This window comes from Streptomyces sp. NPDC057623 (genome assembly GCF_042800355.1).
Taxonomy (GTDB): domain Bacteria; phylum Actinomycetota; class Actinomycetes; order Streptomycetales; family Streptomycetaceae; genus Streptomyces.
This window is the reverse complement of sequence record NZ_JBHVGZ010000005.1, coordinates 101,411-114,353: the sequence shown is the minus strand read 5'-3', so window position 1 is coordinate 114,353 and position 12,943 is coordinate 101,411. Positions and strand designations below refer to the sequence as shown.

General features: G+C 70.5%; 9 protein-coding genes and 1 pseudogene. 5 read left to right on the top strand and 5 right to left on the bottom strand.

The annotated features are described in order from the left end of the window. Positions 1–119 precede the first annotated feature (119 nt). From ACFU95_RS07645 to ACFU95_RS07630, 4 genes and pseudogenes are all read left to right on the top strand, one after another. Entirely contained in the window at positions 120–1,838 is a 1,719-nt protein-coding gene (locus tag ACFU95_RS07645) for a glycoside hydrolase family 6 protein (protein ID WP_383823193.1), read from the top strand. A gap of 221 nt (positions 1,839–2,059) precedes the next feature. After that, positions 2,060–2,959, top strand: coding sequence for a class I SAM-dependent methyltransferase (locus ACFU95_RS07640; RefSeq protein WP_383823190.1), 900 nt, complete (start codon positions 2,060–2,062; stop codon positions 2,957–2,959). A gap of 93 nt (positions 2,960–3,052) precedes the next feature. Continuing rightward, positions 3,053–3,701: pseudogene (locus ACFU95_RS07635) on the top strand (SDR family oxidoreductase); the annotation flags it as partial. 144 nt (positions 3,702–3,845) lie between these two features. Further along, a complete protein-coding gene (locus ACFU95_RS07630; RefSeq protein ID WP_383823188.1) occupies positions 3,846–4,457 on the top strand; it encodes a hypothetical protein in 612 nt (203 codons plus the stop codon). Positions 4,458–4,554: 97 nt separating this feature from the next. Here ACFU95_RS07630 and ACFU95_RS07625 read toward each other — a convergent pair whose 3' ends face one another. From ACFU95_RS07625 to ACFU95_RS07615, 3 genes are all read right to left on the bottom strand, one after another. Continuing rightward, positions 4,555–5,391 carry an aldo/keto reductase gene (locus ACFU95_RS07625; RefSeq protein WP_383823185.1) on the bottom strand — a complete coding sequence of 279 codons (837 nt, stop codon included), beginning with the start codon at positions 5,389–5,391 and terminating at the stop codon, positions 4,555–4,557. Between the two features lie 103 nt (positions 5,392–5,494). Continuing rightward, a complete protein-coding gene (locus ACFU95_RS07620; protein WP_383823182.1) occupies positions 5,495–7,321 on the bottom strand; it encodes an AMP-dependent synthetase/ligase in 1,827 nt (608 codons plus the stop codon). A 343-nt stretch (positions 7,322–7,664) separates the two neighbouring features. Continuing rightward, positions 7,665–8,555, bottom strand: a complete 891-nt coding sequence (locus tag ACFU95_RS07615) for a LysR substrate-binding domain-containing protein (RefSeq protein WP_383823660.1) — start codon at positions 8,553–8,555, stop codon at positions 7,665–7,667. Between the two features lie 194 nt (positions 8,556–8,749). On the opposite strand from ACFU95_RS07615, the gene ACFU95_RS07610 reads away from it, so the two are divergent. Next, positions 8,750–9,832, top strand: a complete 1,083-nt coding sequence (locus ACFU95_RS07610; RefSeq protein WP_383823179.1) for a bile acid:sodium symporter family protein — start codon at positions 8,750–8,752, stop codon at positions 9,830–9,832. On the opposite strand, the gene ACFU95_RS07605 is transcribed toward ACFU95_RS07610, so the two are convergent. Both ACFU95_RS07605 and ACFU95_RS07600 read right to left on the bottom strand, forming a co-directional pair. Further along, positions 9,768–11,003: a DUF4185 domain-containing protein gene (locus ACFU95_RS07605; RefSeq protein WP_383823177.1), complete on the bottom strand. Its 1,236-nt coding sequence runs from the start codon at positions 11,001–11,003 to the stop codon at positions 9,768–9,770. The two genes, ACFU95_RS07610 and ACFU95_RS07605, sit on opposite strands and share 65 nt — an antisense overlap. 19 nt (positions 11,004–11,022) lie before the next feature. After that, positions 11,023–12,717, bottom strand: a complete 1,695-nt coding sequence (locus tag ACFU95_RS07600) for an exo-alpha-sialidase (protein WP_383823174.1) — start codon at positions 12,715–12,717, stop codon at positions 11,023–11,025. Between the last annotated feature and the right edge of the window lie 226 nt (positions 12,718–12,943).

Genomic DNA, 12,943 nt, shown 5'->3' with positions numbered 1-12,943 from the left:
GACGGACCACTCTGCTCACGGACCACTCTGCGCACGGACAACTTCCCGCACGGACAACTTCCCGCACGGACAACTTCCCGCAAGGACAACTCCCCTCACGGAGAAGGAAACCCGCACTCATGAGTCGTACCAGAACTGCGATGCTCGCCGCCCTGGCGCTGGTCGCCGGTGCCTCGGGGACCGCGCTCGCCGCGACCGTCCCCGCGGACATCGGCACGGCCGCCGTCCCCTGCACCGTCGACTACAAGGTGCAGAACCAGTGGGACACCGGCTTCACCGCCGCCGTGACGGTCACCAACCAGGGCTCCGCCAAGTCCAACTGGTCGGTGAAGTGGTCGTACGCCGGCAACCAGAAGGTCACCAGCGGCTGGAACGCGAAGATCAGCCAGAGCGGCGCCGCCGTCACCGCCGCCAACGAGACCTACAACGGGACCCTGTCGACCGGCGGTTCGGTCAGCTTCGGCTTCCAGGGCTCCTACAGCGGCACCAACGCCGTCCCGGCCACCTTCACCCTCGACGGCGTGACCTGCAACGTCGACGACGGCTCGGGCCCCACGGACCCGCCGGACCCCGACCCGACCGGTCCCAAGGTCGACAACCCGTACTCCGGCGCCAAGGTGTACGTGAACCCGGAGTGGTCCGCGAAGGCCGCCGCAGAACCGGGCGGCAGCCGGATCGCCAACCAGCCGACCGGCGTCTGGCTCGACCGGATCGCCGCCATCAACGGCGTGGGCGGCGGCATGGGCCTGCGCGACCACCTCGACGAGGCCCTGACCCAGAAGGGCTCCGGCGAACTCGTCGTCCAGCTGGTCATCTACAACCTGCCCGGTCGCGACTGTGCCGCCCTCGCGTCCAACGGCGAGCTCGGCCCGACGGAGCTCGGCCGCTACAAGACCGAGTACATCGACCCGATCGCCGCGATCCTCGCCGACCCGAAGTACGCCGCGCTGCGGATCGTGACCACCATCGAGATCGACTCGCTGCCCAACCTCGTCACCAACACCGGCAGCCGCCCGACGGCCACGCCGCAGTGCGACGTGATGAAGGCCAACGGCAACTACCAGAAGGGCGTCGGCTACGCCCTCAACAAGCTCGGTGACGCCCCCAACGTCTACAACTACATCGACGCCGGCCACCACGGCTGGATCGGCTGGGACGACAACTTCGCCGCCAGCGCCACCGTGATGAAGGAGGCCGCCACCTCCGAGGGCGCCACCGTCAACGACGTGCACGGCTTCATCGCCAACACGGCCAACTACAGCGCTCTGAAGGAGAACAACTTCACCATCAACGACTCCGTCGGCGGCAAGTCCGTCCGTGAGTCCAAGTGGGTCGACTGGAACCGGTACGTCGACGAGCTGTCCTTCGCACAGGGCTTCCGCAACCAGCTGGTCACCACCGGGTTCAACTCCGGTATCGGCATGCTGATCGACACGTCGAGGAACGGCTGGGGCGGCAGCGCACGGCCCGCCGGCCCGGGTGCGACGACCGACGTCGACACGTACATCAACGGCGGCCGCTACGACCGCCGTATCCACGTCGGCAACTGGTGCAACCAGTCCGGCGCCGGCCTCGGCGAGCGCCCGCAGGCCAACCCGGCGGCCGGGATCGACGCGTACGTCTGGATCAAGCCTCCGGGCGAGTCCGACGGCGCGAGCAAGGAGATCCCGAACGACGAGGGCAAGGGATTCGACCGGATGTGCGACCCGACGTACACCGGCAACCCGCGCAACGGCAACAGCATGTCCGGTTCGCTGCCGGACGCTCCGCTGTCGGGGCACTGGTTCTCGGCGCAGTTCCAGCAGCTGATGCAGAACGCCTACCCGCCGTTGCCGTAGCTGGACGCAGTCCCGCGCCGCTGACGGGGCGCGGTGGTCGCCGGGGCTTGGCCAGTACTCTCGGGCCAGGCCCCGGCGGATCGCGTCGCCCTCGGTGACCCCGCCGAGCGGGCCACACCCCGTTTTTCTCCGCCCTGTTCTTTGCCGCTACGGCAAGGACAGTGGCCCGGGGGCCATGCGTCGGAGCACGCTGGCGGCATCCGGACGAGAGGCGGACCACCATGGCCCACGAGAACCACCCGCACCAGCAGCGCCAGGCGCGTCATCACCACGACCACACCGAATTCGACTGGGCGCAGATGGGCCCGGTGCTGGAGGCCGAGGCCGAGCTGTTCACGCCGCTGTACGAGCACGCCATGGCGTGGCTCGCCAAGCGGCAGACCGAGCCGGGGCTGGTCGTCGACGTGGGCAGCGGACCCGGCGTCGTGTCCTGCCTGCTCGCCGACACGTTCCCCGGCGCCCGTATCGTCGCCGTCGACGGATCCGCACCGCTCCTGGAACGGGCCCGGGCACGCGCCGGGCGGCTGGGTGTCGCCGACCGTTTCGGCACCCTCGCCGGTGAACTCCCGGACGTCCTGGACGACTTGGACTACCCGGCCGATCTGCTCTGGGCCGGGCGCAGCCTGCACCACCTCGGCGACCAGCGCGCCGCCCTCGCCGCGTTCGCCGCCCGCCTCACGCACGGCGGCACGCTGGCCCTCCAGGAGGGCGGCCTGCCGGCCCGGTTCCTGCCGCGCGACCTCGGCTTCGGGCGCCCCGGGCTCCAGGCGAGACTCGATGCGCTGGAGGCGGAGTGGTTCGCCGCGATGCGCGCGGACCTGCCCGGCTCCGTCACCGAGACCGAGGACTGGCCGGCCCTGCTCGCCGCCGCCGGCCTCCGGCCCACCGGCACCCGCACCTTCCTCCTCGACCTGCCCGCCCCCACCACGGACCGCGCCCGCGCCCACGTCGTCGCCTCCCTGACCCGCACCCGAGAGGGCGTCGGCGAACGCCTCGACGCCGACGACCGCACCACCCTCGACCGGCTCCTCGACCCGGACGACAAGGCGAGCGTGCACCACCGTCCGGATGTGTTCATGCTCGCGGCACAGACGGTGTACACGGCGGTACGGACGAAGTGACGCCGATCAGGACCCGGCTCGGGCCTTGACTTCGAGAGTTCTCCAAGTGATGGACTCCCCCTCGTCCGAACCGAAGCACAGGGGGATCACATGACCGACGTCACCGGCCGTGGCGAGGCCCGGTTGCGGAACTTCGCAACGGAACTCGGCGAGCCCGAGGGCCTGTTGACGGTCGTCGGGAACGCGGCCGAGTACGGCGACGTACAGGCGGCCGTGGAAACCACGCTCAAGACCTTCGGCCGGCTGGACACGGTCGTCGCCAACGCCGGCTTCGCCACTCACGACTCGGTCGCCGAGGGTGACCCGTCCGGCTGGACCGAGATGGTGCTGACCAACGTCCTCGGCCCGGCGCTGCTGATCCGCGCCTCCGTGGACGCCCTCAAGGAGACCCGTGGCCGGATCGTCCTCGTCGGCAGCGTCGCCGGGTTCGTGCCCGGGCCGGGGAACATCTACGGGGCGACCATGGGGGTCCCCCCGCTCGAGCGGAATTCGAGAGTGGGGGAGGGCGGTGACCGGGCTCGCGGAGAACACCCGGCGGCAGGTGACCGACTGGGGCATCGGCGTGACCCACATCGCCCCGGGCCGGGTGGAGACGCCGTTCTGGGACGGCAACGGCAGCCTGCCGCCCGGGCGGCTGCTGACCGCCGACCAGATCGCCGACTCGGTGGTGTGGGCCATCCGGCAGCCCGACGGCGTGGACGTCAACACCGTCGTCGTACGGCCGATCGGACAGCCCAACTGACACGCCGCCGGGCAGGACGTGGGGAGTCGCGGAGGAGCTGGTAGGAACCTTTCCTTACTGACGCTGTTTGCGGCGCCATGACCTCGGTAGAAGACTGGACATACCGAAGTTTTCGGATATGCGCCCGAGCTTCTGGGAGGTGTCATGTTCGTACGCGCCATTTACACGACCGGTGATCCCACGAAGATCGACACGGCCATCAGGGCATTGAACACAGAGGGGCGGGAGCTGCTGGAAGACCGTCCGGGCTACCGCGGAGCGAGTGTCTTCGTGGACCGCACGCTGGGGAAACTGCTCGCGGCGAGCTGGTGGGAGTCGGCCGAGGCCCGGCAGAACAGCAACGAGGTGCTGCGTGAGCGGCGTACGGCCATGCTGGAGCCGTTCCTCGGCACGGTGGCGGTCGACAACTACGAGGCGTTGGTCTTCCACCAGGTCCGGCCGCCGGAGCCGGGAGGCGGACTGCGCGTCACCAGGCTGGAGCTGGACCCGGCCGACACGGACCTGCTCGCCGACACGTTCCGGGCGACGGTGGTGCCCAAGCTCGACACCCTCGCGGGGCTGGCCAGGGCGTCCCTGCTGGTCGACCGGGAGCGGGGGCGCGGGATGGTCGGAGTGCTCTTCGTCGACCAGGCGTCCCTGGCGGCGTCCCGCGCGGGACAGGCGGCGGCCAGGCACGAAGGCGCGGCCAAGGCCCATGTGACCGTGACCGGCCTGGAGGAGTTCGAGGTCGTCCTGTCCGACGTGCGCGGCGACTGAAGCGACCAGCGGAACCCGAGCCCGGACCCCCACCGCACGCGTCCGCCCGCCGCTCACACAGCTGAGCGGCGGGCGGACGTCGGTGTCGAGGCGGGCGTCAGCCCAGGTCGAACGCCGCCGGGTCCGGACCGATGCGCCGGTCCTCGTTGAGCGCGCTGATCGCCGCGAGGTCCTCGTCGTCCAGGCTGAAGTCGAAGACCTCGATGTTCTCCTTGATCCGCGAGGGCGTCACGGACTTCGGGATCACGATGTTGCCCAGCTGGAGGTGCCAGCGGAGCACCACCTGGGCCGGAGTGCGGGCGTGCTTCTGGGCGATGGCGACGATCGCCGGGACCTCCAGCAGACCCTTGCCCTGGCCGAGCGGCGACCAGGCCTCGGTGGCGATGCCCTGCTCCGCGTGGACCTCGCGGGAGGTGCGCTGCTGGAGGTGCGGGTGGAGCTCGATCTGGTTGACCGCCGGGACGACCGACGTCTCGCCGAGCAGCCGCTCCAGGTGCTCCGGAAGGAAGTTGGAGACACCGATCGCACGGACGCGGCCGTCGGCGAGAAGCTTCTCGAAGGCCTTGTACGTGTCGACGTACGTGCCCCGGGCGGGCAGCGGCCAGTGGATGAGATACAGGTCGACGTACTCCAGACCCAGCTTCTCCAGCGACACGTCGAAGGCGCGCAGCGTGGAGTCGTATCCCTGGTCGCCGTTCCAGAGCTTGGTGGTGACGAAGACGTCCTCGCGGGGGAGACCGGAGGCGGCGATGGCCTTGCCGGTGCCCTCCTCGTTGCCGTAGATCGCCGCTGTGTCGATGCTGCGGTACCCGGCCTCCAGCGCGGTGCTGACCGCCTGCTCCGCCTCGTCGTCCGGCACCTGCCAGACGCCGAAGCCCAGCTGGGGCATCTCGATGCCGTTGTTGAGGATGATCGGGGGGACCTTGCTGCTCACGAGCTCTTGATCCTTACGGTTGCCGTCAGGTGGTACTGACATCGTCAACGATCACGGGCCGCGATGCATTCCTGACCGGAGAATCCGTGGGAATCGGTCGGCCTCAGGCCCGGTACAGCGCCTCGACCTCGCCCGAGTAGGCGTTCTCGATCGCCTTGCGCTTCAACTTCAGCGACGGCGTGAGCAGTCCGTGCTCCTCGGTGAACGGCTGGGCGAGGATACGGAAGGTACGGATCGACTCGGCCTGCGAGACAAGCGTGTTGGCGGCGACGACCGCGCGCCGCACCTCGGTCTCCAGGTCCGCGTCGCGGACCAGCTCGGCCGCGGTCATCTGGGGTTTGTCGCGCATCATCAGCCAGTGCTCGACGGATTCCTGGTCGAGCGTGACCAGGGCCGCGATGTACGGCCGGTCGTTGCCGACGACGATGCACTGGGCGACCAGCGGATGGTCGCGGACGCGCTCCTCCAGCACCCCCGGCGAGACACTCTTGCCGCCGGAGGTGACAAGGATCTCCTTCTTGCGGCCGGTGATGGTGAGGTAGCCGTCCTCGTCGAGCGAGCCCAGGTCGCCGGTGGCGAGCCAGCCGTCGTGCAGAGCCTCGTCCGTGGCCTTCTGGTTGTTGAGGTACCCCTGGAAGATGTTGGCGCCGTGCAGCCAGATCTCACCGTCGTCCGCGATGTGCACCGTCATGCCGGGGATGGCCTGGCCGACCGTGCCGTAGCGGGTGCGGTAGGGCGGGTTGGCGGTCGCGGCCGCCGTGGACTCGGTGAGGCCGTACCCCTCGTAGACATGGACGCCGGCGCCCGCGAAGAACAGACCGAGCCGCCGGTCCATCCCCGAACCGCCGGTCATCGCCTGCTTGATGCGGCCGCCCATCGCGGCCCGCATCTTGGAATAGACGAGCTTGTCGAAGAGCTGGTGCTGCATGCGCAGACCCGCCGAGGGGCCGGGTCCGATGCCCCACGCCTTGGCCTCCACGGCGTCCGCGTACTTCACGGCGACCTCGACGGCCTTCTCGAACGCGCCCGACCTGCCCTCCTTCTCGGCCTTGCGGCGGGCGGCGTTGAAGACCTTCTCGAAGATGTACGGCACGGCGAGGAAGAACGTCGGCTTGAACGCGGCGAGGTCCGGCAGCAGAGCGGCCGCGTTCATCTGCGGCTGATGGCCGAAGCGGACCTTGCCGCGGATCGCGGCGACCTGCACCATCCGGCCGAAGACGTGCGCGAGCGGCAGGAACAGCAGGGTCGCCGCCTCGTCGCCCTTCTTCGAGTGGAACACCGGCTCCCAGCGCTCGATGACGGTGTCCGCCTCGAACATGAAGTTGCCGTGCGAGATGAGACAGCCCTTGGGGCGCCCCGTCGTCCCGGAGGTGTAGATGATCGTCGCGACGGAGTCGGGGGTGACCGCCTGCCGGTGGCGGTGGACCACCTCGTCGTCGAGGTGCGCGCCGTCGTCGTACAGCTCCTGCACGGCGCCCGCGTCCAGCTGCCAGAGCTGGTGCAGCTGCGGAAGCCGGTCGATGACGGTGGCGATCGTCATCGCGTGGTCCTCGTGCTCCACGATCGCCGCCGAGCACTCGGCGTCGTACAGCATCCAGAAGCACTGCTCGGCCGAGGAGGTGGGGTAGATCGGCACCACCTGGGCGCCGATGGTCCACAGCGCGTAGTCGAAGAGTGTCCACTCGTACCGGGTACGGGACATGATCGCGACCCGGTCGCCGAACCGGATACCCCGGGCGAGCAGGCCCTTGGCGAGGGCGAGTACCTCGTCCCGGAACTCGGCGGAGGTGACGTCCCGCCACTGCCCGCCCTCGTCCTTGCGGCCCAGAGCGACGTACAGCGGGTCTTCCTGGGCATGCTGGAAGACGATGTCGGCCAGGCCGCCCACCGGCGGTGCCAACGCCAACGGAGGGTTGGTGAACTCGCGCAAACCCCGCTCCCCGCTCCCCGTCCGAATGCCTCGCTGACACTCCGCTCAGCGCCGTGAAAGCTACCCCAACCACGTTTCGGACGGGAGGGGGCCGGAAATCGATGGGTGCTCAGGTATGCACTGGTCAGCGTGGGAAAATACGCTCAGATGGGGAAGGGTCGGACAGAAAACTGACGGTTGAGTAAGTTTCGGGCCCGTAATCTCCACCGAATCTGTACGAGCCGAGGCCCCGGTCCGGGTCCTGTGGATCATGTCGTCCCCTCGCCCTGTCCCCCGTCTCTCTCCGTCTCTCTCGCTGTCTCTTTCGCCGTCTCTTCTGTCAGCGTGCGTGAGGCTGAACCTGTCACTCCGGTTTCTCCCGGCGGAGCCCCTGGCGCCGGTGCAACCGGTCCCCGCCCGCCAGGATCGTCGCAGCGAGCGCGTCCGCCGCTCCCTGGGCGGCCGTCCGGCGCGGTCCGTGGACCAGCACGAAGTCGACCCGGCCCAGTTCCGGCAGCCCGGCTCGCTCGGGGACGCGCGCCAGTCCCGGTGGGATCAGGCCCCGGGAGTGAGCCATCACGCCGAGCCCGGCCCGGGCCGCCGCGACGAGTCCGTTGAGGCTGCCGCTGGTGCACACGATCCGCCACTCACGCCCCTGCCGTTCCAGTGCCTCCAGCGCGAGCGCCCGAGTGATGCCGGGCGGCGGATAGACGATCAGCGGCACCGGACGGTCCGGCTCCAGGCGCAGCCGCTCCGCGCCGATCCACACCAGCCGGTCGTGCCAGACCAGCTCGCCCCGCGGGTCCTCGGGGCGCCGCTTGGCGAGGACCAGGTCGAGCTTCCCGGCGGCCAGTCGCTCGTGCAGGGTGCCGGAGAGTTCGACGGTCAGCTCCAGGTCGACCTCGGGGTGGTCGTGGCGGAAGCCCTCCAGGATCTCCGGCAGCCGGGTCAGGACGAAGTCCTCGGACGCGCCGAAGCGGAGCCGGCCGCGCAGCCGCGTGCCGGTGAAGAACGCCGACGCCTGCTCGTGCACCTCCAGGATCCGGCGGGCGAAGCCGAGCATCGCCTCGCCGTCCTCGGTCAGCTCCACGGAGTGTGTGTCCCGGGAGAACAGCGGCCGTCCGGTCGCGTCCTCCAGGCGCCGTACGTGCTGGCTGACGGTCGACTGACGCAGGCCGAGGCGCCGGGCGGCCTGGGTGAAGCTCAGCGTCTGGGCCACCGCGAGGAACGTGCGCAGATGGGAGGGGTCGTACACACCCTCCAGGCTAGCCGTTGTCATCGCGGAACGTGATGACAGTCAGAGTGGTATGCCGGATTCCCGATCGCTGATCGCCGGAGGACGATGGGGAGGGCACGTCCGTGCCGGGAACCCGAAGTGCAGTGAAGCGACAGCCGAGTACGACAGCGAAGTAGTGGAGCACAGTGAAACGCCTGCAATGGCCGCGTCGGATGCCGATCGACCCGTACGTCCTGCTGCTGCTCGGGACCGTGGGCCTCGCGGCCCTCCTCCCGGCGCGCGGGACGGCCTCCGACGTGGCGTCCGGTGCCTCCACGGCCGCGATCGCCTTCCTCTTCTTCCTCTACGGCGCCCGGCTTTCCACCCGTGAGGCGATGGACGGGCTCAAGCACTGGCGGCTCCATGTCACCGTCCTGGCCTGCACCTTCGTCGCCTTCCCGCTGCTGGGTCTGGCCGCCCGCGGTCTGGTCCCGGTGCTTCTGACGCACCCGCTCTACCAGGGACTGCTCTTCCTCACCCTCGTCCCGTCGACCATCCAGTCGTCGATCGCCTTCACCTCGATGGCCCGGGGCAACGTGCCCGCCGCGATCTGCGCGGGCTCCTTCTCCTCCCTCGTCGGGATCGTGATCACCCCGCTCCTCGCGGCGGCCGTGCTCGGCGGCGGAGCGGGCGGCTTCTCCGCCGACTCGGTCGTCAAGATCGTGCTCCAACTACTGGTGCCGTTCGTCGCCGGGCAGCTGCTGCGCCGCTGGATCGGCGGCTTCGTCGCCCGGCACAAGAAGGTCCTCGGGCTCGTCGACCGCGGCTCGATCCTGCTCGTCGTCTACACCGCGTTCAGCGCGGGCATGGTCCAGGGCATCTGGCACCAGGTGAGCCCGGCCCGGCTGGCCGGACTGCTCGCCGTCGAGGTGGTGCTGCTGGCCGTGATGCTCGCCCTGACCTGGTACGGCGCCAAGGCGCTACGCTTCAACCGCGAGGACCGCATCGCGATCCAGTTCGCCGGCTCGAAGAAGTCCCTCGCCGCGGGGCTGCCCATGGCCAGCGTCCTGTTCGGCGCGCACGCCTCCCTGGCCGTGCTGCCGCTGATGCTCTTCCACCAGATGCAGCTGATGGTGTGCGCGGTCATCGCCAAGCGCCGGGCCCACGACGCCGACGCGGACACCGGCGCCCTGTCCGGCGCGGACACCGACACCGCCGACACAGGTCCCGACGTCCCGGAACCGGAACCGGTCACCGCGTCGGAGCCAGCCGCAGCGTCACGAACCGCGGTCGGTACAGGGACACGTTCCGGCTGAGCTGCGCCGCGGCGCCCCCCGTCTCCAGCCAGTTGACGTCGTAGCTCAGCACGAGACGCCCGTCGCGGCTCAGCTCGGGATGCGTCTGCGGGTTGTAGGCGGCCACCTGAGCGCCCCGCGGCAGCGCCGGGCTGAAGTCCTTCGTCGGCCCGTGCCACGGACCGGCGGGGGAGCAGGCCCAGTACGAGGTGACCGTGGTCAGCCCCTCGGTGCCCGCGGCCATCGTGAACAGGACGTACGTCCCGCGCACCCGCGCCACCGAGAAGGCGCTGCCCACCCCCGTGCGCTGCCCGTCCCCGAGCACCGCGCGCGGCCGCGCCCCCGCCCCGGCCCACCGGGAACCGTTCCAGTACCGCCAGGCCCCCGGCTCGGCGAGCCTGCCCTCGGGCACGCGCGCGACATACGCGTGCGAGGCGGGCCGGGACGCGGCCTGACCGTCGTCGCCCCCGAAGACGTACGTCCAGCCGCCCTCCTCCACCAGCGTCGTCCCGAACAGCACGCGCCGGGACGGATCGGGCACCAGCTGCTGATCGAGCACCTTGACGACCGACTCGACCCGCAGATCGGGCAGCGAGAGCGTGGCGACCTCGGTGCCGGTGGGCACACCGTAGATCCACGGGGCCTGCCCGGCCGTACGCGTCCACAGGAGCACCCGTACGACCTGCTCGGCCGAACCGGGGGAGCGGGGTTCCACGCGGGCCGCGACCGGCCAGCGCCACTGGTTCGGGGCGGGGTCGGGGAACAGCGGAGTGGCGAGCGTGCGCTCCAGGCGGCCGTCGCGCATGACGACGGCCGAGTTGCGCACCAGGGGAGCGGTCGTGTCCCGCCAGGTCGAGGACTCGCCGTAGGGGTTGGGCGGGGCGTAGACCTGGCCGAGGTAGGTGTCCGAGAACAGCCACAGCAGCCGGCCGTCCGGCAGCCGCACCGAGTGGGTGCCGTCGCCGCCGGTCCAGTCGTCGGTGCGGGAGGGGTCGTCGCCGTACCGGGTGAACTCGCCGGTCAGGTCCTTGTCGGCCGACCAGGACGCGACCGAGTGCGGCCGGCACGCGCCACCGCCCTCCCGTTCGCCGTCGTCCGGGAGGGCGGTGAGCAGCACGGCCGCGAGAACCAGGGCCAGCAGGAGGCCGAGCCCGGTTCCCGGGCGCTGCCGTGCTCGTGCGTCGTCGGGCACTCCTGGGACGTTAGTGGTCTCAGCGCACCTGGTCCATGGGCAGCCACAGGACGGTGTCGGGCGTGGCCGAACTCTTACGGGCACCGACCCGTGCCGCGGCGTCGAGCTCCGAGTCCCCGAGCGCCCGGTTCCACACCCGCACGTCGTCGATCGCGCCGGTGAGGAAGGCCCGGCTGTCCATGCGCTGTCCGACGTGTACGCCGAACGGCGAGTTCCGGCTGACCGAACCGGGCACGTCCGTGGTGCTGATCGCCCTGCCGTCGACGAAGAGGGTCAGCTTCCCGTCGCCGCGCCGCAGCGCCAGGTGATGCCACCCGCCGTCGTTGTGCGCGCCCGCGGCCCACACGGACGCGGTGTGCAGTGTCCCGAACCCCTCCCGGGTGGTGATCAGGGCACGCACCCGGTCGTTGTCGGGCTCCCCGCGCAGCCACACCTGGGGCTGGGTGGAGCCGATCCCGCCCATCCACAGGAACGGCTGCTCACCGGCCGTGGCGGAGTACCGGAAGAACAGCGAGACGGTGAACTCGCCGGTCCCGAGCGGCAGTCGCGACCGGTACGGCAGACGTACGGCGTCGTCGTCGCCGTCGAACTCCATGGCCTTGCCCACCACACCGTCCGTCACCCGGGCGCCCCCGAGGACGGTCGCGCGGGGTGCGCCCGGGGCGAGGTCGGGGGTGGTCGGGTCGGGGCCGCGGCGCGGTCCCAGCCAGTCCTCGGTGAAGCGGGCGAAGCGGATCTCGTCCCGCGCGTCGACGGCGCCGCCCTCGTACATCAGACCCACCGTGGACCCGCCGATGCCGACCATGTCGGAGTAGCCCGACCAGTCCGTGGTGACGACCTTGCCGCGGTCCACGCTGTCCCAGGTGGTGCCGCCGTTCCAGGAGGACCGGATCATCATGGTCCGCCTCCGGTCGGGATCGCCGGGCGCGGACAGCAGGAGCCGGTTGCCCAGGCGCAGCGTGGCGCCCTGCACCTGGGGCGTGTAGAGGTCCGGAAGGTCGCGGAACGGGCCGGTGAAACTGTCGCCGCCGTCCCGGCTGTACGTCTGGGAGCGATGCCCGAGGTCGGTGCCGTCCTGCTCCCGTCCGCTGATGATGATCGTGCCGTCCGTACGCTCGGTGAGCGTCACCTCGGACGGCTTCTGCCGGAAGGTGCGGTCGGCGGCGGAGATGGCCCACGAGTCGGTGGCGCCGACCCGCCAGCTGTCGCCGCCGTCGTCGCTGACGATGAGGGCGGCGTGGTTGGCGGAGACCCGACTGCCGTCCCAGGTCTCGGTGTTGACGCCGAAGACGAGTCGCCCGGCGTGCTTGCCCCGGGTGAGCTGGATGCCGTGCACGGGACCGGTGGCGTACCAGGAATTCCAGTCCGCGGGCAGTATCTGGGCGCTCAGGTCGCGCGGCTCGGACCAGGTCAGACCGTCGTCGTCGCTGTACTGGAGATGAGGGGTGCGATCACACGGCACGGAGCAACTGCCGCTGTCCGTGCGGCCCGTGTTGTACGTCTCCGCCAGCAGGATGCGCCCGGTCTCGCGGTCCACGATCGGCGCGGGGTTGCCGTGCGTGTCGCCGTTGCCCTCGTTGACGACCTGGAGCGGTCCCCAGGTGCGGCCGCCGTCCGTCGACCGCTTGAGGACGAGGTCGATGTCGGCGGAGTCGCCGCAGTTGAGCACCCGCCGCTCGGCGAACGCGAGCAGCGTGCCGTCCTTGGACTTCACGATCGCCGGGATGCGGAAGCAGGCGTACCCGGGATCCTGGTCGGCCCTGAAGAGGACCTGCTGCTCGAACGGCGATGTCCTGGTGCCCGGTTGGGACTCCGCCGGACCTGACGTCGGGGGGGGGGGACGGGGGGGGGGGGGGGGGGAGGAGGGGGGGGCGGGGAGAGGGGGGAAACTTTTTAGGAACGGGGGGGTCCACCCTCCCCCCCTTGGTTCGGTTTTCCGG

Bases quoted from the DNA above. Each gene is read 5' to 3' on its own strand.
- ACFU95_RS07645 (WP_383823193.1), top strand. From the start codon at position 120: ATGAGTCGTACCAGAACTGCGATGCTCGCCGCCCTGGCGCTGGTCGCC.
- ACFU95_RS07640 (WP_383823190.1), top strand. From the start codon at position 2,060: ATGGCCCACGAGAACCACCCGCACCAGCAGCGCCAGGCGCGTCATCAC.
- ACFU95_RS07630 (WP_383823188.1), top strand. From the start codon at position 3,846: ATGTTCGTACGCGCCATTTACACGACCGGTGATCCCACGAAGATCGAC.
- ACFU95_RS07610 (WP_383823179.1), top strand. From the start codon at position 8,750: ATGCCGATCGACCCGTACGTCCTGCTGCTGCTCGGGACCGTGGGCCTC.